A 21,786-nucleotide genomic window follows, 5' to 3' on the forward strand; every position below is an offset into this window, starting at 1 on the left:
CTCGCCGCCGCCGATCGTCGCCGATCCGCTGCTCTGGATCCGATCGCTCTGGCCGTTCGGCCCCACTTCCACCGCGTAGCGCGAACCCGGCTCGAAGCTGACGTTGCCCGCCACGTTCAAGGTGCCGATCGAGTTGCCCGGCGCCACGGTGCCGCCGCGGCGGGCGGTCAGCGAACCGACCGTGCCGCTGCCGCCGACGATGCCGCCGCTCTGCACGCTGACGTCCGAGGTGACCGAGCCGTTGATCGCCAGCCGCCCCTGATTGACCAGCGTCGGGCCGGCATAGGTGTTGTTACCGGTCAGCACCAGGGTGCCGATGCCCTGCTTGGTCAGGCCGCCGTGGCCGGAGATATCGTTGCTCCAGACGTCCAGCCCGCACAGCACATCGCTGCAGACGCGCTCGGTCGGTTTGCCCTTATCCAGCACCGCGCCGACGCCCGGCAAATCCACCACGAACTGGGTCGGGCCGTAGGCCACGCCCGCCGGATCCGGAATACGGAACTCCGCCGGAATATCCTCGGCGGTCACCAACATGCCCGGACCGTTGATGGCCTTGCCCAGGTTGATCATCCCCCAGCCGTAGAGCGCGTCGATGCCCGGCGCGCCCATGTCGGTGGCGGTGGTTTTCAGCACTTCCGCCACCTGCGCGCCATTCAGATACGGGAAACGCTCCATCAGCACCGCAACGCTGCCGGCCACGTGCGGCGCCGCCATCGAGGTGCCGCTGTATTTGGCGTAGCCGGTCGTCAGATTCTCCACGCTGGTGCCTTCAATCACCGAGCTGTATACCCGGGTGCCCGGCGCCGAAACGCAGAAGCTGGCGGTGTAGCCGCAGCGAGAAGAGAAGGTGCTGATGCTGTAATCGCCGGTATTGGTGGGATCCTGCAAACTGGCGACCGACAGCCAGTTCGGTGCAATCTCCGGCACGAAATAGGCCAGGCCGGCCATGGCGTCCGGGTTGTTGAGGTTGTAATCGTTACCGGCAGCGAAGATGGTGACCACGCCGCTGCGCGCCGCGTCGATCGCGCCCTGATAGGCGCCGCCGGGCTTGGTGCCGAGGATCTGTTTGATCTGATCGAACTGCTTTTGCGCATCGTCGACGGTGAAATGAGGGTAAGCGGGATTCTTGCCCCCCTTGGCGAATTTATCGGTAATGCCGATACCCCAGCTGTTGTTGATGATGCGCGCGCCGCTGGCCACCAGCGCATCCCAGCCGGCCTGGTACACTGCGCCGTCGTTGCCGAGGATGATGCCGTCCTCCGGGCCGGGATCGCCGTTTTCGGCGCTGATGATCTGCGCATTGAACGCCACGCCGTGCATGGCGCCGCCGTCGCGGCTGCCGGCGGCGATGCCGCCCACGTGGGTGCCGTGCGAACCGAGCGTGCCATCGGAGTCCACGCTCGGCGTACCGTCATAGCGGAAAGTGTCGCCTTTTTTCACCGGAATATAGGGATCGGTGTATTCGCGGATGCCTTCGGTAACCAGATTGATCACCTTATTCTCATCGGCAAACTCCGGGTGCTTGGCGTAGACCGGCTGATCGAAAATGCCAAGTTTGATGCCTTTTCCGGTATAACCGGCGGCGTAGGCCTGGTCGGCGTGGATCGCCCCCAGCCCCCATTCCGCGTTGAACTCACTGCTGCGCCAGCTGGCCGGATCGCCCGCTTTGCCGTTCTCTATATAGCTGGAGGCCTGCGCGCCGCCGATCGCCGTCAGGCAGATCAGCATCGCGCTCCATTGTGCGCGATGAACTCCGATTTCAGGCCAGCCGAAGGCCGCCCGAGCGGATTTAACTCCTCTAAGTTTCTTCTCCATCCCAGATACCGTCCGTTGTTGTTTGCAAATGTTTTATAAGATTTTTTGTGTAACAGTTTGGTAACACCAAATAAATAAAGCACAACAATCTCAAGTGCGCTTAATGTGTCACTCGGCAGTTCGGTGGGCGGAGAGAACGTTTCAGGGATGAATCAGACGGGGGACGATAAGGAAAGAGAATGATCTCGCTCAGCGCTGAGGCGGCATTTATTCGCGGGGGATAATTAAATTAATACAATGATAAATAATGATATTTAATTAAAAGACAGCCAAAGAAAGCGTCGCCTGAAAAGTGCTTAACAGGCGCTTTTTATCACTTTTAATTATAACTTTTTCCAATATTTACTCAGTGAATTATGCTGATTTTTCACTCAGGCAGCGGCAAAAATTGGATTATCCTGCTGATGTTTTTTTGCTGTTCATCGCATCCTCTTCCGCCTGACGCAGGATGGCTTTGGCCATCCATTGCGTGACATCCTGGATACCCTCAAGCTCCAGCCCCCAGATATCTTTCAGCACCAGGAACACCTCAGAACCGTAAATCAGCGAGAAAGCATGAATCACTCTCTGTAAAGAATCTGGCGGCAGTTTACCCTGCAACGGCTCTACCGCCAGCGCCAGCAGCCGCTTGCGGTTGCCGCGCACGAACTTTTCGCCCGGCGTGGCGTGCGCCCACTGCTGCAAAGAGAGCTGCAATGCGGCGCGCAGCGCCCCTTCGTGTAGCTCCATCTGAGGATAGGCCAACGTCAGCAACTGCTGGATGCGCTTCAGGGCATCATCGTCCTGCGGGCGCCACGCCAGAATAGGCCCCAGACTTTCCGCCACCACCGCAGTAATTAATGCGCTTTGGGTCGGGAAATAGCGGTAGGCGGTCGCGCGCGATACCTGCGCATGCGCCGCCAGATCGGTGATCGATGGAAACGCGCCCTCGCCATACAGCGTCATTGCGCTGGCCAGCAACAAACGATGTGTTTTCGCCCGGGCGGAGGTCAGAGAAAGGTCGGACGGGGTGGGAAAAGCATTTATCGGCACTTAAACCTCATACATCTGTACACGCTTGCGCGACAGGCGAGACGCCACTGCCGACAGGTTGACGACAAAGGGTTGGCCGCGCAAAAAGCTCAAAAATGAGACAGGAGTCCCATTTTGCACTGAGCTGCCCTTGCAAAAATGATACTGCCGTCTCATTATATAAATACATTAATCAATTTAATTTAAATGCCAACACCAGGGCACCTAAAAAAAATATAATACATTAATTTTTAATTAAAAATTAGAAACACCCCGGAAAAATCCATGAAAGATACTTCAAATTTTGTCTATATTGCTACCACAGCAGATACGAAAGGACAAGAGTTGGAGTATGTGCGGCGGCTGATTGCCAGCCTGAATTTACCCACGCGAACCGTCGATCTCTCCACCCGAAGCTTGCCATTTGACTCCCCGGCCGATATCGGCCCAGAAGAGGTCGCTCGCCACCATCCGGCGGGCGCAGGCGCGGTCTTTCTAGCCAGCCGCGGCCAGGCAATCGCCGCCATGGCGACCGCTTTCGAACGTTTTATCCTGACGCGCCGCGATATCGCCGGCCTGCTTGGCCTGGGCGGCTCCGGCGGCACCGCCATCATCACGCCGGCAATGCAGCAGTTGCCGATTGGCCTGCCGAAATTGATGGTCTCGAGCATGGCGGCGGGAGACGTTTCCGCCTATGTCGGCGCCAGTGATATCAGCATGTTGTATTCGGTCACCGATCTCGCCGGCCTGAACCGTATCTCGCGCCGGGTGCTGGGCAATGCGGCGCGCCAGATAGCCGGCGCAGTCCGCTTCGCCGCCGTCGATCATCACGACGACAAGCCCGCAATCGGCCTGACGATGTTTGGCGTCACCACCCCCTGCATTCAAGCGCTGGTTGCCGATCTTGAGCCGCAATGGGACTGCCTGACGTTTCACGCGACCGGCAGCGGTGGCAGAGCACTGGAAAAACTGATCGATAGCCGGCAACTGCACGGCGCCATCGATTTGACCACCACCGAAGTGACCGATTACCTGTTTGGCGGTGTGCTGCCCTGCAATGCAGATCGTTTCGGTGCTATCGCGCGTACCGGCATCCCGTGCGTACTCTCCTGCGGCGCGATCGACATGATCAACTTCGGCGCGCTGAATACGGTGCCGGCTCGCTACGCGAACCGCCTGCGCCATCATCACAATCCGCAAGTGACGCTGGTGCGCACCAGCCCGCGGGAAAATGCGCTAATCGGTCATTGGATTGGCGAGAAAATCAACGCCTGCGCGGGCGAAGTGCGCTTCGTGATCCCGGCGGGCGGCGTGTCGGCGCTGGATGCCCCTGGGCAACCGTTCTGGGATCCCGCAGCGCTGGCCGCCTTTACGCAAACGCTGGAGGAGACGGTGCACGCCACCCATAAGCGCCGGTTAATAAAAACGCCTTACCATATTAACGATCCGCGCTTTGCGCAGGCCGTTGCCGAACAGTTCCGACATATTGCCGCTGGGGAATGATAATCACTCGCTGCCGGGCCTGCCGGAGATAACGCCGAAAAAAAAGCCAGACAAATAGTCTGGCCCTTTTTTATTTACCGCGAGCGTATATTACTGACCGGAGGACATCTGCTCCTTCATTTTATTCATATGGTCCATCATCTTTTGCTCACGTTTCTGATAATTCTCATTGTATTGTTTTTTCTGCTCAGGGGTCAGCAGGTTATACATTTTATTTTCCGCCTTGGCGCGTTCCAGCATGCGTTCGGATTGCGCTTTGCCGATCGCGTCAATTTGCGCCTTCGCCTTCGCTTCATCGAAGCTGTCGGAAGCCACCAGATTATGCAGCGCCTGGCGTTCCTCTTTCATGCCCGGACCGCGTTTCGAGTGCGACTCTTTCATGATATCGCGCATTTGCTGGCGCTGCTGCTCGGTCAGGTTCAGCCCGGCGAACGGGCCGCCTTTACCTTCACCCTTGTGATGCATCATTTTCATCGGCGCCGCATCCGCAGCCGGGGCCGCCGTCGTATCAGCGGCGAACGCCGCAGAAGCAGAACCCAGAGCCAGCGTGGAAGCAATAAATAAAGCCGTCAATTTACGCATAATCATTTCCTTAAAAATTTTTCTTCATCAGGAGCGCTGTACGTTAACAGGCTCATTCGTTCGTCGAAGATAATAATAGGCTGATAAAATTCAAGTAATGCGAGGGTGTGTAAACTTTTTAAAACCCGTCACGGGTTTATTCACCAATTATGAGAAAACTATGAAGAAGGCGTTTATTTGATGGAAATTTTAATTTCCCGGCAAAAATCTCCCCGACAGGGTTATTTTTCAGCCGCCCTCTCACCGCTATAATTTACTCGCCCACAAGGCAACCTTGCATCAACCGTTTTTCGTTAGCGGGGAAGCCGGTACAAACTTCGCACGACCCGATGTTCTCCTCCTACACTTTAAGGCAACCGGTCGCCGGGTGGCGCGTACACCGCAAAACTAATCATTGCTTATAGAATAGTTTCCATTACCCGCCCCGCCTGTGAAAACCTGTTATATGATGCACAGACGCGCACGGCGACCACTTTCGGGCCCACAGGCCGCCAGCGGTTCTTCGTGCTGACCGGCCGCCCGTGCTCTTTTGAGGAATCATCATGTCCGCAGACCAAGGCCCTGAGCTTCTTAACGCCCACTTCGGCACCCAGAGCCCCCACTGGCGGCTGGCGTTTGACAGCAATGCCCTGGAGCTGTCCGCCGTTAAGGGCAAAGCCCACGTCGCGGTGGCGCTGAGCGCCATGGACGCGGCGAAAATTCGCCGTTTGACCGGCGTGACCGCCAGCCTTGAACTCACCATCACGCTGGCCGGCGAACCGCTGCATCTGCATCTGGTCGGGCGCCGCGTCAATAACCTCGAATGGGCGGGCACCGCGTCCGCGTTCAGCGATACCCAATCCGTGGCGCGCGATCTGGTGCATGGGCTCTCCTTCGCCGAGCAGGTGGTGTCCGAAGCCAACTCGGTGATCGTGATCGTCGACCAGCACGGCCGCATCCAGCGCTTCAATCGGCTGAGCGAGGAGTACACCGGGCTGCACGAACACGAGGTGATCGGCAAGAACGTTTTCCAGCTGTTTATGAGCCCGGAAGAAGCCGCCGCCTCGCGGCGCAACATCGCCGGCTTCTTCCGCAACGGCTCTTCGTATGAGGTGGAACGCTGGGTAAAGACGGTCAAGGGCGAGCGGCTGTTCCTGTTTCGCAATAAGTTCGTGCACAGCGGCAGCGGCAAGAACGAGGTGTTTCTGATCTGCTCCGGAACCGACATCACCGAAGAGCGTCGCGCTCAGGAACGGCTGCGGGTGCTGGCCAACACCGATATCATCACCGGCCTGCCGAACCGTAACGCCATCCAGGACAAGATCAACCACGCCATCGCCACGCGCGGCGAAGAGAGTTTCGGCCTGGTGTACCTCGATCTCGACAACTTCAAAAAGGTCAACGACGCCTACGGCCATATGTTCGGCGATCGGCTGCTGGTTGAGGTCTCGCTGGCGATCCTTGGCTGCCTGAGCCCGGATCAGGTGCTCGCCCGCCTCGGCGGCGACGAATTTTTGGTGCTGGCGCCTCAGACCGATCGCGAACGTTTGCAAACGCTGGCGCAGCGCATCATCGATCGGCTGAAGACCCCTTTCCGCATCGGCCTGATCGAAGTGTATACCGGCTGTTCGATCGGCATCGCGCTGTGCCCGGAGCACGGCAACGATCTCGACAGCCTGATCCGCAGCGCCGATACCGCCATGTACGTCGCCAAGGAGCACGGCAAGCGCACCTATACCGTCTTCTCGCCGGAGATGAACAAGCGCGTCGCCGAATACATGTGGCTGGACACCAACCTGCGTAAAGGGCTGGAGCAAAATCAGCTGGTATTGTATTACCAGCCTAAAATCGACGCGCGCAGCGGTGAAGTGCACAGCGTGGAAGCGCTGGTGCGCTGGGATTCGCCGGAGCGCGGCCTGATCCCGCCGCTGCAGTTCATCTCCTACGCCGAGGAGTCCGGCCTGATCGGCCCGCTGGGCCAATGGGTGTTGCAGACCGCCGCCTGCCAGGCGGCGCAGTGGCGAGAGCGGGGATTGAATCTGCGGGTGGCGGTCAACCTCTCCGCCCGGCAGCTGGCCGACGACGGCATCGTCAACGATCTGCTCGGGGTGCTGCGCCGTCACCGCATGGCCCCTTGTCTGCTGGACTTCGAGTTGACTGAAAGCAGCCTGATTGAAGACGAAAACCGCGCGCGCGTGCTGATCACCCGGCTGCGCGAGCTGGGCGCGCAGGTGCATCTCGACGACTTCGGCACCGGCTATTCGTCGCTGGCGCAGCTGGCGCGTATTCCGCTGGACGCCATCAAGCTGGATAAAAGCTTCGTGCGCGGGGTGAATTTCAACCCGGTTTCGCAATCGCTGGTGCGCGCGATCGTCGCGGCGGCGGAGGCGCTGGCCTTCCGCGTGATCGCCGAAGGGGTGGAGACCGAGAGCGAAAATCAGTTCCTCGACGAGGTCGGCGTGGACGAAAAGCAGGGCTTTCTGTTTGCGCGGCCAATGCTCCCGGAACAGCTGGAGCATTGGCTGCAGTCCTATCGCCCGCGCTCACCTTCCGCGTGAGGCGGGCGCGTTAACGTTAGCCGGCACGACGCAGGTTCAGGGTGTGGCGATCCTGCAACATCACCAGCCGCTCGATGTAGGCGCGATCTTTTTCCTCAATGGTGAAGGCCGAGTGCACCCAATCCTCGGTAATGTCCATCAGCTCGGAACGCGTCAGCTGCAGCACGCGCTGACGCGCCCGCAACATGGCGCGCATGCCGTTGAGCTTCGGCCGGATGGTATCGATGAAAGTGCGCGTCGCCATGTAGGCGTCGCCGGGCTGGAACAGCTGATCCACCAGCCCACGGCTCTCGAACCACTCTGCGGTGTGCGACTCGCCGCCCCAAATCAGTTCTTCGGCCAAGCGCATGCCCGCCTTGCGCGCCACCAGCGAGTAACCGCCCATGCCGGGAAACAGGTTGAACGCAATCTCCGGGAACCCCATGCGCGCATTGTTCTGCGCCAACACGAAATGGTGCGCCAGCGCCGCTTCAAAACCGCCGCCCAGCGCGCTGCCTTCGACCATCGCAATGCTGACCGCGCCGGTATCGAAACCGCGCGCCGCCGCATGCACGCAGTCGATGCAGGCACGCGCGTAGGCCATCATCGCCTCGCGTTTGCGGTTCTTGATGGCTTCGGCGAAGAACTGCAGATCGCCGCCGACGTTAAACATGTTCGGCACCAGCGAGCCGGTGACCCAGAAATCGAACCGCAGCGAAGACTCTTTCGCCGCCTGCGCCAGCGTCATGATGTCTTCGATCAGCGCCTGATTAAAGCAAGGACGCGGCGCAGCGCGCAGCAGCATCCACATGATATGCCTCTCCTCTTCATAGTAGGCGGAAAGCTGCGACAGATTGCCCGCTTCGGTAAACGGACGGCAGGTGGGGTGATTAAGCAATTTCATAAGACCTTCCAGTTTTTCTGTTGATGACGGGTGAGACCGTTCCAGCCCCTACGGCTGCAGCGGAGCGGCGCTCGGCAACGCGTGGCGCCACATCATGAGTAAACGCTTTCTCGCCGACGAAACAGATAAAAATTGGAGGTAGGGAAGTGAAAAAAACCGAGGCGCGGCGGGGTTTTCATAGGAATTTTACCTATCGGCCGCCTCCTGGCATTTCATGCCGGGCGCTAACGCGTTAAGCTCGGAAAATGACCGTTTGCCGCCCCGGCGCTCAAAACGCCGCGGGGCTTTGGCTATAATCAACGCGGATACATGCCGTTTAACGTTAAGGAAATCGTGAAGTAATGCCTACAGGACCAGACCAGGAACGCCGCCAGCCCGCACAAGACACGCCGCCGAAGCCGCTTATCGCCATCAAGACCGGCCATGAAACGCTCGACCGCCGCATCAGCGGTTTTTCACGTCTGATTGAACGCATCAAAGCCTGGCCGAGCGTTGCGCACCTGCTGCGCGCCGCCGAACGCTTTAACGATCGGCTGGGCAGCCAGTTCGGCGCCGCCATCACCTATTTTTCATTCCTCTCGCTGATCCCGATCCTGATGGTGTCGTTCGCCGCAGCTGGTTTCGTGCTGGCTTCCAACCCGGATCTGCTGGCCCGTTTGATCAACCGGATCGTCGGCAGCATCAGCGATCCGACGCTGGCCAGCACGCTGAAGAACACCGTCAACACCGCCATTCAGCAGCGCACCACCGTGGGATTGACCGGCCTGGCGCTGGCGCTCTATTCCGGCATCAGTTGGATGGGCAACCTGCGCGAAGCGATCCGCGCGCAATCGCGTGACGTCTGGGAACGCAATCCGCAGGATCAGGAGAAAATCTATTTCAAGTACACCCGCGACTTCATCTCGCTGACCGGCCTGGTGGTCGCGCTGATTATCACGCTGTCGCTGACCTCGGTCGCCGGCTCGGCGCAGGCGGCGATCGTCAACGCGCTGGGGCTGGACGGCATCGAATGGCTGCGGCCGGCGTTGACGACGATCGCGCTGTCGATCTCGATTTTCGCCAACTATCTGCTGTTCCTGTGGATTTTCTGGATGCTGCCGCGCCACAAACCGAAGAAAAAAGCGCTGCTGCGCGGCACCTTGCTTGCGGCTATCGGCTTTGAGGTGATCAAGTTCGTGATGACGATGACGCTGCCGCAGGTGGCGAAATCGCCTTCCGGCGCGGCCTTCGGCTCGGTGATCGGGCTGATGGCGTTCTTCTACTTCTTCGCCCGCCTGACGCTGTTTTGCGCCGCCTGGATCGCAACGGCCGACTACAAAGGCGACAAAGCCTTGCCGGAACGCGAGCCGCCGGCACGCTGAAGCCATGCAATCGTGCCGGTGTTATCGCACGCGCCGGCACTTTCCTCTGGTTAATGAGCAAAAAACCAGTCAATCTCTCTAAATCATGCGGCATGGCATTCGAAAAACCAGCATAACAAACTACCCAGTCACTTTTCTTTCCCGTTTTTACAGCCATTCACACTGTATGAACCCCATTTCTCAACGTTTAACGCTACAGAAAAGAAGTCAGGTAAAACATTAGTCTTTTTAACCGGTTAGCGGCGGCGCAGCCCAGAGTTCCAGCGTTGAAAAGGCGGAATGCTGTCACTAAGATGGATTTTTACCCCCTCCAACAATAAGAAATAGATATGCAAGCCACCATCGCACCCCCACTCGACGCCGACGACGCGTCTACACCGGTGAATTCCCGCGGGAAAGTCATCGTCGCCTCGCTGGTCGGCACCGCCATCGAGTTCTTCGACTTTTACATCTACGCCACCGCCGCGGTGATCGTGTTCCCGCACATCTTCTTCCCGCAGGGCGACCCGACCACCGCGACGCTGCAGTCGCTGGCCACCTTCGCCGTCGCCTTTGTCGCGCGCCCTATCGGCTCTGCGCTGTTCGGCCACTTCGGCGATCGCGTGGGGCGCAAGGTGACGCTGGTCGCCTCGCTGCTGACCATGGGGATTTCCACCGTGCTGATCGGCCTGCTGCCGAGCTATGAAACCATCGGCATCTTCGCCCCTATCCTGCTGGCGCTGGCGCGCTTTGGCCAGGGGCTGGGGCTGGGTGGCGAATGGGGCGGCGCCGCCTTGCTGGCGACGGAGAACGCGCCGGCCAAAAAACGTGCGCTGTACGGCTCCTTCCCCCAGTTGGGCGCCCCGATCGGCTTCTTCTTCGCCAACGGCACCTTCCTGCTGCTCTCGTGGCTGCTGAGCGACCAGCAATTTATGGAATGGGGCTGGCGCGTGCCGTTCATCCTCTCCGCCGCATTGGTGCTGATTGGCCTGTACGTCCGGGTGTCATTGCATGAAACGCCGGTGTTCGCCAAAGCGGCCAAGGCCGGCAAACAGGTGAAAGTGCCGCTCGGCACGCTGCTGAGCAAGCATCTGAAAGCCACCATCCTCGGCACCTTCATCATGCTGGCGACCTACACGCTGTTTTATCTGATGACGGTCTATTCGATGACCTACGGCACTGCGCCGCAGCCGCTGGGGCTCGGTTACTCCCGTAACAGCTTCCTGTGGATGCTGATGGTGGCGGTGATCGGTTTCGGCGTGATGGTGCCCATCGCCGGCCTGCTGGCGGACGCGTTCGGCCGTCGCAAGACCATGATCGCCATTACCCTGCTGATGATCGGCTTCGCGTTCCTGTTCCCGACCCTGCTGGGTTCCGGCAACCAGGCGCTGGTGATGGGCTTCCTGCTGTGCGGCCTGAGCATCATGGGGCTGACCTTTGGCCCGATGGGCGCGCTGCTGCCGGAGCTGTTCCCCACCGAAGTGCGCTACACCGGCGCATCGTTCTCCTACAACGTCGCGTCGATTCTCGGCGCGTCCGTGGCGCCTTACATCGCCACCTGGCTGGCGGCCCACTACGGGCTGTTTTACGTCGGCATGTACCTGGCGGCGATGGCCGGGCTGACGCTGCTGGCCCTCCTGCTGATGAAAGAAACCCGCCACCAGTCGCTGTGATCCTCTGCGGCCCCCTCACTGCGGGGGGCCGCACGCGTTGTTCGTTTCCTGTCATAAAACCGGGCTATGCTGGACGTTTCTCTCGGTAACAGGATCGGCCGATGTCTCTGCGTCGTGGGGTATTTGTCTGCGTGGCGCTGCTGGCGGCTCTCGCCATCGCGCTCTATTACGGGTTGAAACCCGACCATCCCGATGCGCTGTGGCGCATCGTCAGCCAGCAATGTCTGCCCAATCAGCAGGCGCATGACAACCCGGCGCCCTGCGCGCAGGTGGATGTGCAGGCCGGTTTCGTGGTGTTTAAAGATCGCAACGGGCCGCTGCAATACCTGCTGATGCCCAGCGCCAAAATCACCGGTATCGAAAGCCCGGCAGTGCTGGACGCCGCCACGCCGAATTTCTTCGCCCAGGCCTGGCGCGCGCGCCACGTGATGGCGGAACGCTATGGCAAACCGATCGACGACGGCGATATTTCACTGGCGATCAATTCGGAATATGGCCGCACGCAAAACCAGCTGCACATTCATATCTCCTGCCTGCTGCCGGCGGTAAAACAGCGGCTGGCGCAGATCGGCCCCCATTTCATCGAGCAATGGCAACCGCTGCCCGGCGGCCTGTTGGGGCATGACTATCTGGGGCGGCGGGTGACCCCCGCCGAACTGGAACAACAGGGCGCCTTCCACCTGCTGGCCTCCGGCCTGCCGCGCGCCGACGGGCGCATGGGCAGCTTCGGCCTGGCGATGACCGCGCTGCCGGACGGGGATTTCCTGCTGCTGGCAACCGAGCGCAGCCTGCTGCCGTTCACCCTGGCCTCGGCGGAAGAGATCCAGGATCACGACTGCCGGCTGCTCACGCCGCCGCCGCGCGCCTGACTATTTTTTGCCTTTCATCTCCCGCAGGATCTGCCCGCACTGGTTCTCCTCGCCGCCTTCACTGGGCGAGACCAGCGCCAGCAGCGCCGCCGCCGGCGTCAGCACCGCCCCCAACGCCACCGCCGCCGCGCCGCGCGCGATCAGCGGCCCGGCTTTGACCCCGGCGTCCGGATGCTTGAAGGTGCCTTTCACGTACAGCGGCGATCGCAGGGTCAGCACGCGCATGCCCTTGCTTTCCGGATCGATGGACAAATCCAGCCGTTCGGTGGCGAGGTTGGTGTTGCCGGTGATGTTGATCACCGCGTTTTCGGTGTCGAACACGAACAGTCGCGGTGCGGCGACGCCGCTGCGAATGCCGACGTCCGCCGCCGCGCAGTTGATGCCCACCACGTCGTCACCGAACAGCTGTGCCACCAGATAGTTACCGACGTTCAGACCGAGGATCTCCATCAGGCTACGGCTGATCACCCCGTTATTGATCAGTAGGCGCAGATCGCCGTTGCTGGTCGCCAGCAGCTCGGCCACCGAATTGCCGCTGCCCGTCAGCCTGGCGTCGCCGTTCATCTGCCCGAGGCTGCGCTTCATCGCCTCCACGTTCGGCAACAGCTGTTTAAGCTGAAGTTTGCGTGCATGCATATCCACCTGCCCGCGCATCGGCTTTTTGCCGCCGTCGAGGCGCACGACGGCGTTCAGGCTGCCGCCCGCCATGCCGAAGCGCAGCGGATCCAGGCGCAGTTCGCCATTGTTCAGCTTCAGGTGCGTGGCCAGATCGCTCAGCGGCAAATCGCTGCCGCGTTCAATGCGCGCGGCGGCAAACTTCACGTCCGCATCCATCTTGCTCCAGCTTTGCGTATCGAACTGTTCGACCGGCAGCACCTTATCCGCAGGCTGACGGCTTTTCTCGCCGCGCCCGGCTTTGGCGGCGTTGGAGTCGGCGCCGATCAGCGGCGCCAGATCCGCCAACCTCAGCTGCCGGGCGTTCACCGCGCCGCTCAGCGTGGGCCGCGGTTTACCGGCAACGTACTTCAAGCTGCCGTGAATGTCGCTGTCGCCGATTTTTCCGTCGAATTTCTGGTACTCAAACACCGCGCCGCCCGGCTGATGCAGACGGGCGGTCAGATGGCCATCGGTCGCATACGGCGGGGTATTCGGCAACAACACGCCGGTCAGGCCATAGAGGTTGCTCAGGCTTTCACCGGAAAATTTCAGCTGTACATCCAGGCCGCCGAGGTTCAGCGGATCGGACAAGGTGCCCGCGACCACCACCCGGGTGCTGCCGGAGCGCACATCTGCCTGCAGCGGGAACGGCAAATCGGCGCTCTGCAGCGACAGCATGCCGCCAATCTTGCCGCTGCCGCTCAACGGTTCACCGTTATATTTGCCCTTCACCTGCCAGCCGAAAACGTAATCGGGGGTCGCGGCCTTGTCGCCGCCCTGTTTGCCGGTCACTTCACTGAACGGCAACGGCTTGCCGAGCGGATCGATGACGGCGCGGAAATCCGCCTTCAGCGTGGCGTCTTTAAAGGCGATCTGCCCCTTGTCGAATACGATGTCGTGAACGGTGAACGACCAGTCGGAAGGCGGCTGTTTGGGATCCTGGCCGGCGGCCAGGTCAAACGTCCAGTTGTTGTCGCCGTTGGCCAGACGTTGCAACGAAGCATTCGGCTGCTTCAGCCAGATGCGCGGGATCAGCAGCTCTTTACCCAGCAGCGCCAGCGGCGCAATGCTGGCGTCGACGCGCTGCAGCGTCACCATGCTGTCGCCGGGCATGTTTTTCGGGTTACCCAGCCACACGTCTTCGGCGTGAATATGCGGCCAGGGCACCCAGGCGCGCCAGCCGCCCTCATCCGGATTGCGCGACCAGTCGACGCCCAGATCGCCGCGAATGGCGAACGGTCGCCGCAGTTCGGCCGACACTTTGTCGTTGATGGTGGGCTTGAGTCGATTCCAGTCGAAGGTAGCAATGAAGATCGCCAGCGCGACGATCAGCAGCAGCACAATGCCGCCCAGCCAGCTGAAAACCTTTCCTGTTCTTGTCATAGCGGCTCCCTCAGCGCATAAATCGGGCTGCCGAATGAAAGGAAAAGGAGTTAGCAGCCCCGTTTAAGCCTAGCTGAGGATAGGCCGGAGTTCACGCCGGCGCGCCGGGCGCGGCGAACAGCGTCGGCACGCTGTGCAGAGTTTCAAAGCACGCCGGGCGGGAAAGGTAGTAGCCCTGAGCGGCCAGCGCGCCGGAACGCTGCACCAGCCGCCACTCTTGTTCGGTTTCCACGCCCTCGACGATCACCCCGTCGCTGTGCTGGTTCATCATCTTGATCAGGGTGCCGAGCAGCTGGACGCCCTCTTCCGACTGTTTGAGCAAGGTAAACAATTCGCGCGCCACCTTGATGTATTGATAACGCCAGGCGCCGACGGCGGAGAAGTTGGCCAGCCCGCTGCCGAAATCGTCCAGCCACAGCCGCTCGCCGCCGACGATCTGCTGCAGCGGGCGGTTTGACGCCGTTTCGGCGTGCTCCACCAGCTCGAAGCGCAGATAGGGCATCTCGGCGATCTGCCGTTGCAACGCGCTATGGCGCTGCAACGCTTGCAGCGCGATGCCGTCGATATTGACCGACACCATCACCGCGTGACGAATGAACAATGCCTGCCAGCGCTGCAACAGCGCCAGCTGTTCCTGGATCACCTGCAAACGCTGGGCGACGCCGAGCGAGGAAAAATAATGCTCCGGGGATTGCCGCTTGTCCGGCTCATTCGGGTGATACACCGCCGTCAGCAGTTCCACCGCCAGCAGCGCGCCGCTGGTGCGATAAATCGGCTGGAAGGTATACAAGCGCCGGCATTGCCGCCAGTAGCGCCGCGATTTGGCGCAGGCATAGAGGGCAAAACAAGGCGCCAGCAGACCAGAGATCAGATTGGTTATCATCGGTACTATCGCCGTGGCGGGGAAATGAGAGCGCTGCCGCTGTTTCTTTACCCAGCTTATCGGCAACGCGGCGTAAAACTTTAAGCCGAATTGCCGCCCGTTTCTCCTCCGTCCTGCCCGCGTTCGCCGATCGCGATCATAAAAAATTAAAACGCCGTTTTAATTTATTGACTCTCTGACCGCCTTGCGTGGAGACTGGCGGCTATTGCTTCTTCTTTAGCCAGGGCTTATTGACGATGACTATCCGAAATCTCGCCGTGATCGGCGAATGCATGATCGAGCTGTCGCAGCAGGGCGCACAGCTGACGCGCGGCTTTGGCGGCGATACCCTCAACACCGCCGTCTACCTCGCCCGCCAAATGCCGGAACAGACGCTACGGGTGCATTATGTCACCGCACTCGGCACCGACAGTTTCAGCGGCGACATGCTGCAGGCCTGGCGGCAGGAGAAGATCGAGACCGGGTTGATTCAGCAATTCGACAACAAGCTGCCGGGCCTGTACCTCATCGAAACCGACGCCGCCGGCGAACGTACTTTCTACTACTGGCGCAATGACGCCGCCGCCCGGTATTGGCTTGCGGGACCGCAGGCCGACGCACTGTGCGAACGGCTGGCGCAGTTCGATTACTTGTACCTCAGCGGCATTAGCCTGGCGATCCTCGCGCCTGCCGATCGCATGAAACTGCTGGCGCTGCTGCGCCGCTGTCGCGCCAACGGCGGCAAGGTGATCTTCGACAACAATTACCGTCCGCGTCTGTGGCAAAGCCGTGAGGAAACGCAGCAGGCCTACCGCGAGGTGCTGGCCTGTACCGACATCGCTTTTCTGACGCTGGATGACGAAGAGTTGCTGTGGGGAGCGCAGCCTATCGAACAGGCGGTAGCTCGCACACAGGCGCTCGGCGTCGGCGAGATCGTCATCAAACGCGGCGCGCACGCCTGTCTGGTGTTCAGTATGGCAGGGGAGAAGCTTGAGGTGCCGGCGATCGCGCTGCCGCCAGAGCGTGTCGTCGACACCACCGCAGCGGGCGATTCTTTCAGCGCCGGTTACCTGGCGGCCCGCCTGAACGGCGGCAGCGCCCAACGGGCGGCGCAGCGCGGCCATCTGCTGGCCGCTACGGTGATCCAGCATCGCGGCGCCATCATTCCCGCCGCAATGATGCCGGAGGCATAAAAAAAGCCGGCATCGCTGCCGGCTCTTTCTCTTTGTGCTTTGCCTTGCGGAAAATCAGCCCGCGACGGCGATGCGTTTCATATCGGTCATGTAGCCGCGCAGTTTACGGCCGACGGTTTCGATAGGGTGGCTGCGCACCGCTTCGTTCACGTCGCGCAGCTGCGCATTGTCCACCGCCGTACCCGCCACGGCTTTGCCCAAATCGCCCGCCTGCAGGGTGGTCATGAAGTCCTTCAGCAGCGGCACCGCCGCGTTGGCGAACAGGTAGTTGCCGTACTCTGCGGTATCGGAGATAACCACGTTCATTTCATACAGACGTTTGCGCGCAATGGTGTTGGCGATCAGCGGCAGCTCGTGCAGCGACTCGTAGTAAGCCGACTCTTCGATGATGCCGGCATCGACCATGGTTTCGAACGCCAGCTCAACGCCCGCTTTCACCATCGCCACCATCAGCACGCCGTGATCGAAGTACTCTTGCTCGCTGATCTTGCCTTCAAACTGCGGCGCATTCTCGAACGCGGTTTTGCCGGTCTCTTCGCGCCAGGTCAGCAGTTTCACGTCGTCTTCCGCCCAGTCGGCCATCATGCCGCTGGAGAACGCGCCAGAGATGATGTCGTCCATGTGCTTCTGGAACAGCGGCGCCATGATGGTTTTCAGCTGTTCGGACAGCGCATAGGCGCGCAGCTTGGCCGGGTTGGACAGGCGATCCATCATCAGGGTGATGCCGCCCTGCTTCAGCGCTTCGGTGATGGTTTCCCAGCCGAACTGAATCAGTTTCTCGGCGTAAGCCGGATCGGTGCCCTCAGCAACCAGCTTGTCGAAGCACAGCAGCGAACCCGCCTGCAGCATGCCGCACAGAATGGTCTGCTCGCCCATCAAATCGGATTTCACTTCGGCGACGAAGGAAGACTCCAGCACGCCGGCGCGGTGGCCGCCGGTCGCCGCCGCCCAGGCCTTGGCGATCGCCATGCCTTCGCCTTTCGGATCGTTTTCCGGGTGAACCGCAATCAGGGTCGGCACGCCGAAGCCGCGCTTGTACTCTTCACGCACTTCGGTGCCCGGGCATTTCGGTGCGACCATCACCACGGTGATGTCTTTACGCACCTGCTCACCCACTTCAACGATGTTGAAGCCGTGGGAGTAACCCAGCGCCGCGCCGTCTTTCATCAGCGGCTGCACCGCACGCACTACGGAAGAGTGCTGCTTGTCCGGCGTCAGGTTGACCACCAGATCCGCCTGCGGGATCAGGTCTTCGTAGGTGCCGACCTTGAAGCCGTTTTCGGTCGCCTTGCGCCAGGAAGCGCGCTTCTCGTCGATCGCTTCTTTGCGCAGGGCATAGGCGACATCCAGACCGGAATCGCGCATGTTCAAACCCTGGTTCAACCCCTGGGCGCCACAGCCGACAATCACCACTTTTTTACCTTTCAGGTAGCCGGCTTCGTCAGCAAATTCGTCGCGCGCCATAAAGCGGCATTTACCCAATTGCGCCAACTGCTGACGCAGGTTCAATGTGTTGAAATAGTTAGCCATGGTGGTACTCCGGTTTGATGTTGTCTTGCATTGTTATTTTCATTCCCCGCCCTGTCTGTGCGGAGATTCGTTAAACTCAATGTATAACAGGAAATGCGTTGCTTAAATTGATATATTGAGAACGTGATATTGCAATTTTTGCAACACTCTCACTGCGAGCGTATCGATATGGATTTACGTGATTTAAAGCTGTTCCTGCATCTGGCCGAAAGCCATCACTTCGGGCGCACCGCCAAGGCGATGCACGTCAGCCCGTCGACGCTCTCCCGCCAGATCCAGCGGCTGGAAGAGATCCTCGGGCAGCCGCTGTTCCTGCGCGATAACCGCACCGTGCAGCTCACCGACGCCGGCGAACAGCTGAAAGAATTCGCCCAGCAAACGCTGCTGCAATATCAGCAGCTGAAGCACTCGCTCGGCCAGCACGGCCCTTCGCTGAGCGGCGAACTGCGGCTGTTCTGCTCGGTGACCGCCGCGTATAGCCACCTGCCGCCGATCCTCGACCGCTTCCGCGCGCAGCACCCGCTGGTAGAGATCAAGCTGACCACCGGCGACGCCGCCGACGCGGTCGACAAGGTGCAGTCCAACGAGGCCGATCTCGGCATCGCCGGCCGGCCGGAAACGCTGCCCGCCAGCGTGGCGTTCACCAAAATCGGCGAAATTCCGCTGGTGCTGATCGCGCCGGCGCTGCCCTGCGCGGTGCGCAGCCAGGCGTTCGCCGACAAGCCCGACTGGGCCGAGATCCCCTTCATCTTGCCGGAGCACGGCCCTTCGCGAAAACGCATCGAACTGTGGTTCCGCCGTCACCGCATCAGCAATCCGCTGATTTACGCCACCGTCGGCGGCCACGAAGCCATCGTGTCGATGGTGGCCCTGGGCTGCGGCATCGCGCTGATCCCGAGCGTAGTGGTGGACAACAGCCCGGAACCGGTGCGCAACCGCATCTCGCAGTTGGATAACATCTCGATGGTCGAACCGTTCGAGTTGGGGGTCTGCGTCCAGAAAAAACGCCTCAGCGATCCGCTGATCGACGCCTTTTGGCGATTGCTGCATCCCCGCTGACGCGGGGTTTTTACAGGTCGGCCGGATCGACCTGCTTCATCGCCTCCACCTGCATCAGCCAGTGATAGAGCGGCTCAAGCTGCAAAAATGCCCCGGCCAGCAGCGGCGCCAGATCGGCGTTGAACAGCTTTTCCACTTCGCTGTCCGTCACCATCACCGCGAACGATTTGCGGTTGTACCAGGTGGCGATCTCCGCCGCCTGCTCCTTGACCAGCGGACGCTTGTAGCTCTCGCCCACCAGCTCGAACGGCGGGCGGCAACAGGCGGCCACCTCCAGGAAAAGCTGCGGCCGCTGTTTCAGCGTATGGCGGAACAGATCCATGGTCGGCTTGTTGGCGCTGTAGTAACCGAGCCCATAGCGCAGCATGTCCGGCCCCAGTTCGAAAAAGTAGACCGGCGCATCTTTCCAGTCTTTGCTCGGGCGCTTAAACGTGAGCCACATGCGGCTGCGGTAGCGCGACTTGTCGTGAGAAAACCGCGTATCGCGATGAATGCGCGACAGCGTTTTGCCGATCGCCGGGCGAGTCTCGAACTGCGGATCGATCGCCAGCATGCTGGGAGCAAGCTGCTCCACCAGCGCGCGAAACGGCGCCAGCAGCTCGCGATCGTAGATGTCGCGGTTGCCGTCGAACCACGCCTTATCGTTCTCGATCCGCACCTGCTGCAGGAAATTCAGGCCCTGCTGGCTAAAGCCGGAGAAAGGTTGCGTCATAAGTTTTTCCGTTCTGACGGTTTATCGGGTATTGCGCAGATCTTCCCTCTGCCAACGGCGTTTGATAAACACGCGCCGACGCGTGCGGAAATAGGCGACATACAGGTAGAACGCCGCCCGGTTGCTGAACAGCGCCCCGCCAACCGCGCCCCCCAGCAGCAGGGCGCCGGTGGCGATGCCGGTCATGCCCGCCGCCCACGCCGCCGCGGCGCCGAGGCAACACAGACCGAGTATGCCAAGGTAATATTGCAGCAATACCACCCCACTGTTTTTACCCTGCACCAGTTGGAACAGGATCAGCGTCATCCACACCGCCACGATCGCGCCGCTGCCCATCAACACGGCGGCGGAGGTCTTGCCGCTCCAGGCGGCCGCCACATCCGTGACCAGACCCATCACGCCCGCCAGGCCCAGCATCAGGCACACCATCAGCAGCATGACGTTGCCGACGCCCGGCGGTGACAGCCGCTGGCCCGGCGGTGACAGCCGCTGGCCCGGCGTCAGGAAATGCTGCTCGAGCTGCGCATCCACGCCGGCGAAAAGCGCGCGATCGCGCGCCGCGATTTGGCTTTCCATCTCCTGGCCTTCTGCCGCTAAACGGGACAACCGGTCGGATAAACCCACCGGACTCACCCCTGCAAAAAGAAGCGGAACGCCGGGTTGTCGGTTTCGTCGTGGCAATCGTAGCCCAGCGCCTGCAGGTGCCGCTCGAATTCCGGCTCGCTTTGCGCCAGCTCGAAGGCCGCCAGCACCCGGCCGAAGTCGGTGCCGTGGCTGCGATAGTGGAACAGCGAGATGTTCCAGTGCGTGCCCAGCGTCTGCAGGAACTTCAGCAGCGCGCCCGGCGACTCCGGAAACTCAAAGCTGTACAGCCGTTCGCGCAGCGGCTTCGACGGACGCCCGCCCACCATGTAGCGCACGTGCAGTTTAGCCATCTCGTCGTCCGACAGATCCACCACCTGATAACCGTCGGCGTTGAGTTCGTCGATGATCTCCCGCCGTTCGGCGTGGCCGCGCGTCAGCCGCACGCCGACGAAAATGCAGGCGTTGTCAGCATCGGCGTAGCGGTAGTTGAATTCGGTCACCGAGCGCCCGCCCAGCAGTTGGCAGAACTTGAGGAAGCTGCCCTGCTGTTCCGGAATGGTCACCGCCAGCAGCGCTTCGCGCTGTTCGCCCAGTTCGCAACGCTCGGAAACATAGCGCAGCCCGTGGAAGTTGAGATTGGCGCCGGACAGCACGTGCGCGAGACGCTCGCCCTGAATGTTGTGCTGCTGGACGTACTTTTTCAGCCCCGCCAAAGCCAGCGCGCCGGAAGGCTCGGCAATGGCGCGCACGTCCTCGAACAGATCTTTGACCGCCGCGCAGATGGCGTCGCTGTCCACGGTGATCACGTCGTCCAGATACTCACGGCACAGGCGGAAGGTTTCGTCGCCGATGCGCTTCACCGCCACGCCTTCGGCGAACAGCCCGACGCGCGCCAGATCCACCGGATGGCCGGCATCCAGCGCCGCGCGCAGGCAGGCGGAGTCTTCCGCTTCGACGCCGATCACTTTGATCTGCGGCATCAGCTGTTTGATCAACACCGCCACCCCGGCGGCCAGGCCGCCGCCGCCGACCGGCACGAAAACCCGATCCAGATGCGCGTCTTGCTGCAGCAGCTCCATCGCCAGCGTGCCCTGCCCGGCGATCACCATCGGGTGATCGAACGGCGGCACAAAGGTCATGCCCTGCTGTTGGGAAAGCTCGATCGCCTTCGCTTTGGCCTCGTCGAAATTGGCGCCGTGCAGCAGCACTTCACCGCCGAAGCCGCGCACCGCATCCACCTTGATGTCCGCGGTGGACACCGGCATCACGATCAGCGTTTTGATCCCCAGCCGTTTACCGGAGAAGGCGACGCCCTGCGCGTGGTTGCCGGCCGAAGCCGTCACGACGCCGCGCGCCTTCTGCTCTTCGTCCAGCCCGGCGATCATCGCATAGGCCCCGCGCAGCTTGAAGCTGTGCACCGGCTGGCGATCTTCGCGCTTCACCAAAATGGTGTTGCCGAGGCGCGAAGAGATTTTGCTCATGGCCTGCAACGGGGTGACTTGCGCCACCTCGTAAACCGGCGAGCGCAGTACCGCTCGCAGATATTCCGCGCCGCAGGGGGCGCTGGGTAGGGGTTGAGAGACCGCCATGCT

At 60.9% G+C, this 21,786-nt stretch carries 17 protein-coding genes; 7 read left to right on the top strand and 10 right to left on the bottom strand.

Annotation, left to right across the window (positions count from 1 at the left end; genetic code table 11):
- A partial coding sequence (locus ACJ8IP_RS23625) for a S8 family serine peptidase (protein ID WP_442524533.1) occupies positions 1–1,728 on the bottom strand: 1,728 nt, incomplete at its 3' end.
- 480 nt (positions 1,729–2,208) lie between these two features.
- The gene (locus tag ACJ8IP_RS23630; protein WP_442524534.1) at positions 2,209–2,847 is read right to left on the bottom strand and encodes a TetR/AcrR family transcriptional regulator; all 639 of its coding nucleotides are present in this window, start codon (positions 2,845–2,847) and stop codon (positions 2,209–2,211) included.
- Positions 2,848–3,111: 264 nt separating this feature from the next.
- Here ACJ8IP_RS23630 and ACJ8IP_RS23635 point away from each other — a divergent pair, with 264 nt between their 5' ends.
- Positions 3,112–4,329, top strand: a complete 1,218-nt coding sequence (locus tag ACJ8IP_RS23635) for a Tm-1-like ATP-binding domain-containing protein (RefSeq protein ID WP_042785546.1) — start codon at positions 3,112–3,114, stop codon at positions 4,327–4,329.
- A gap of 90 nt (positions 4,330–4,419) precedes the next feature.
- On the opposite strand, the gene spy is transcribed toward ACJ8IP_RS23635, so the two are convergent.
- On the bottom strand, positions 4,420–4,911 hold the full coding sequence (gene spy, locus ACJ8IP_RS23640; protein ID WP_033645367.1) for an ATP-independent periplasmic protein-refolding chaperone Spy: 492 nt from the start codon (positions 4,909–4,911) through the stop codon (positions 4,420–4,422).
- 542 nt (positions 4,912–5,453) lie between these two features.
- On the opposite strand from spy, the gene pdeR reads away from it, so the two are divergent.
- The gene (gene pdeR / locus ACJ8IP_RS23645; RefSeq protein WP_033645368.1) at positions 5,454–7,448 is read left to right on the top strand and encodes a cyclic di-GMP phosphodiesterase; all 1,995 of its coding nucleotides are present in this window, start codon (positions 5,454–5,456) and stop codon (positions 7,446–7,448) included.
- A gap of 16 nt (positions 7,449–7,464) precedes the next feature.
- On the opposite strand, the gene ACJ8IP_RS23650 is transcribed toward pdeR, so the two are convergent.
- Positions 7,465–8,331 (bottom strand): crotonase/enoyl-CoA hydratase family protein, encoded by an 867-nt coding sequence (locus ACJ8IP_RS23650; RefSeq protein ID WP_033652699.1) that lies wholly within the window; start codon positions 8,329–8,331, stop codon positions 7,465–7,467.
- A 341-nt stretch (positions 8,332–8,672) separates the two neighbouring features.
- On the opposite strand from ACJ8IP_RS23650, the gene yhjD reads away from it, so the two are divergent.
- The 3 genes from yhjD (at position 8,673) to ACJ8IP_RS23665 (ending at position 12,213) form a co-directional block, all read left to right on the top strand.
- Positions 8,673–9,692, top strand: a complete 1,020-nt coding sequence (gene yhjD, locus ACJ8IP_RS23655) for an inner membrane protein YhjD (RefSeq protein ID WP_021505224.1) — start codon at positions 8,673–8,675, stop codon at positions 9,690–9,692.
- Between the two features lie 329 nt (positions 9,693–10,021).
- Entirely contained in the window at positions 10,022–11,344 is a 1,323-nt protein-coding gene (locus ACJ8IP_RS23660) for an MFS transporter (RefSeq protein ID WP_016930463.1), read from the top strand.
- Positions 11,345–11,445: 101 nt separating this feature from the next.
- Positions 11,446–12,213 (top strand): CDP-diacylglycerol diphosphatase, encoded by a 768-nt coding sequence (locus ACJ8IP_RS23665; RefSeq protein WP_164058029.1) that lies wholly within the window; start codon positions 11,446–11,448, stop codon positions 12,211–12,213.
- Here ACJ8IP_RS23665 and ACJ8IP_RS23670 read toward each other — a convergent pair whose 3' ends face one another.
- Positions 12,214–14,253, bottom strand: coding sequence for an AsmA family protein (locus ACJ8IP_RS23670; protein ID WP_089192420.1), 2,040 nt, complete (start codon positions 14,251–14,253; stop codon positions 12,214–12,216).
- Positions 14,254–14,344: 91 nt separating this feature from the next.
- Complete coding sequence (gene pdeH, locus ACJ8IP_RS23675) at positions 14,345–15,136, bottom strand: cyclic-guanylate-specific phosphodiesterase (RefSeq protein ID WP_042785549.1); 792 nt, start codon at positions 15,134–15,136, stop codon at positions 14,345–14,347.
- A gap of 236 nt (positions 15,137–15,372) precedes the next feature.
- Between pdeH and ACJ8IP_RS23680 the strand changes: the two genes are divergently transcribed.
- The gene (locus ACJ8IP_RS23680; protein ID WP_033645373.1) at positions 15,373–16,308 is read left to right on the top strand and encodes a sugar kinase; all 936 of its coding nucleotides are present in this window, start codon (positions 15,373–15,375) and stop codon (positions 16,306–16,308) included.
- A 54-nt stretch (positions 16,309–16,362) separates the two neighbouring features.
- Here ACJ8IP_RS23680 and ilvC read toward each other — a convergent pair whose 3' ends face one another.
- The gene (gene ilvC, locus ACJ8IP_RS23685) at positions 16,363–17,838 is read right to left on the bottom strand and encodes a ketol-acid reductoisomerase (RefSeq protein WP_033636408.1); all 1,476 of its coding nucleotides are present in this window, start codon (positions 17,836–17,838) and stop codon (positions 16,363–16,365) included.
- Between the two features lie 168 nt (positions 17,839–18,006).
- Between ilvC and ilvY the strand changes: the two genes are divergently transcribed.
- Positions 18,007–18,897, top strand: coding sequence for an HTH-type transcriptional activator IlvY (ilvY, locus tag ACJ8IP_RS23690; RefSeq protein ID WP_004929971.1), 891 nt, complete (start codon positions 18,007–18,009; stop codon positions 18,895–18,897).
- A 10-nt stretch (positions 18,898–18,907) separates the two neighbouring features.
- On the opposite strand, the gene ACJ8IP_RS23695 is transcribed toward ilvY, so the two are convergent.
- Genes ACJ8IP_RS23695 through ilvA form a run of 3 tightly spaced genes read right to left on the bottom strand, consistent with a single transcriptional unit; the run spans position 18,908 to position 21,783 of the window.
- On the bottom strand, positions 18,908–19,609 hold the full coding sequence (locus tag ACJ8IP_RS23695) for a DUF2461 domain-containing protein (protein WP_047573343.1): 702 nt from the start codon (positions 19,607–19,609) through the stop codon (positions 18,908–18,910).
- Positions 19,610–19,630: 21 nt separating this feature from the next.
- Positions 19,631–20,185, bottom strand: coding sequence for a hypothetical protein (locus ACJ8IP_RS23700; RefSeq protein WP_442524535.1), 555 nt, complete (start codon positions 20,183–20,185; stop codon positions 19,631–19,633).
- 53 nt (positions 20,186–20,238) lie between these two features.
- Positions 20,239–21,783 carry a threonine ammonia-lyase, biosynthetic gene (ilvA, locus tag ACJ8IP_RS23705; protein WP_442524536.1) on the bottom strand — a complete coding sequence of 515 codons (1,545 nt, stop codon included), beginning with the start codon at positions 21,781–21,783 and terminating at the stop codon, positions 20,239–20,241.
- Between the last annotated feature and the right edge of the window lie 3 nt (positions 21,784–21,786).

Origin of the sequence: Serratia sp. CY52157 (genome assembly GCF_052168495.1) — a bacterium.
Classification (GTDB): domain Bacteria; phylum Pseudomonadota; class Gammaproteobacteria; order Enterobacterales; family Enterobacteriaceae; genus Serratia; species Serratia ureilytica.

Excerpts from the sequence above, each read along its gene's own strand:
- ACJ8IP_RS23635 (WP_042785546.1), top strand. The coding sequence starts at position 3,112 with ATGAAAGATACTTCAAATTTTGTCTATATTGCTACCACAGCAGATACG.
- spy (WP_033645367.1), bottom strand. The coding sequence starts at position 4,911 with ATGCGTAAATTGACGGCTTTATTTATTGCTTCCACGCTGGCTCTGGGT.
- pdeR (WP_033645368.1), top strand. The coding sequence starts at position 5,454 with ATGTCCGCAGACCAAGGCCCTGAGCTTCTTAACGCCCACTTCGGCACC.
- ACJ8IP_RS23650 (WP_033652699.1), bottom strand. The coding sequence starts at position 8,331 with ATGAAATTGCTTAATCACCCCACCTGCCGTCCGTTTACCGAAGCGGGC.
- yhjD (WP_021505224.1), top strand. The coding sequence starts at position 8,673 with ATGCCTACAGGACCAGACCAGGAACGCCGCCAGCCCGCACAAGACACG.
- ACJ8IP_RS23660 (WP_016930463.1), top strand. The coding sequence starts at position 10,022 with ATGCAAGCCACCATCGCACCCCCACTCGACGCCGACGACGCGTCTACA.
- ACJ8IP_RS23665 (WP_164058029.1), top strand. The coding sequence starts at position 11,446 with ATGTCTCTGCGTCGTGGGGTATTTGTCTGCGTGGCGCTGCTGGCGGCT.
- ACJ8IP_RS23670 (WP_089192420.1), bottom strand. The coding sequence starts at position 14,253 with ATGACAAGAACAGGAAAGGTTTTCAGCTGGCTGGGCGGCATTGTGCTG.
- pdeH (WP_042785549.1), bottom strand. The coding sequence starts at position 15,136 with ATGATAACCAATCTGATCTCTGGTCTGCTGGCGCCTTGTTTTGCCCTC.
- ACJ8IP_RS23680 (WP_033645373.1), top strand. The coding sequence starts at position 15,373 with ATGACTATCCGAAATCTCGCCGTGATCGGCGAATGCATGATCGAGCTG.
- ilvC (WP_033636408.1), bottom strand. The coding sequence starts at position 17,838 with ATGGCTAACTATTTCAACACATTGAACCTGCGTCAGCAGTTGGCGCAA.
- ilvY (WP_004929971.1), top strand. The coding sequence starts at position 18,007 with ATGGATTTACGTGATTTAAAGCTGTTCCTGCATCTGGCCGAAAGCCAT.
- ACJ8IP_RS23695 (WP_047573343.1), bottom strand. The coding sequence starts at position 19,609 with ATGACGCAACCTTTCTCCGGCTTTAGCCAGCAGGGCCTGAATTTCCTG.
- ACJ8IP_RS23700 (WP_442524535.1), bottom strand. The coding sequence starts at position 20,185 with ATGGAAAGCCAAATCGCGGCGCGCGATCGCGCGCTTTTCGCCGGCGTG.
- ilvA (WP_442524536.1), bottom strand. The coding sequence starts at position 21,783 with ATGGCGGTCTCTCAACCCCTACCCAGCGCCCCCTGCGGCGCGGAATAT.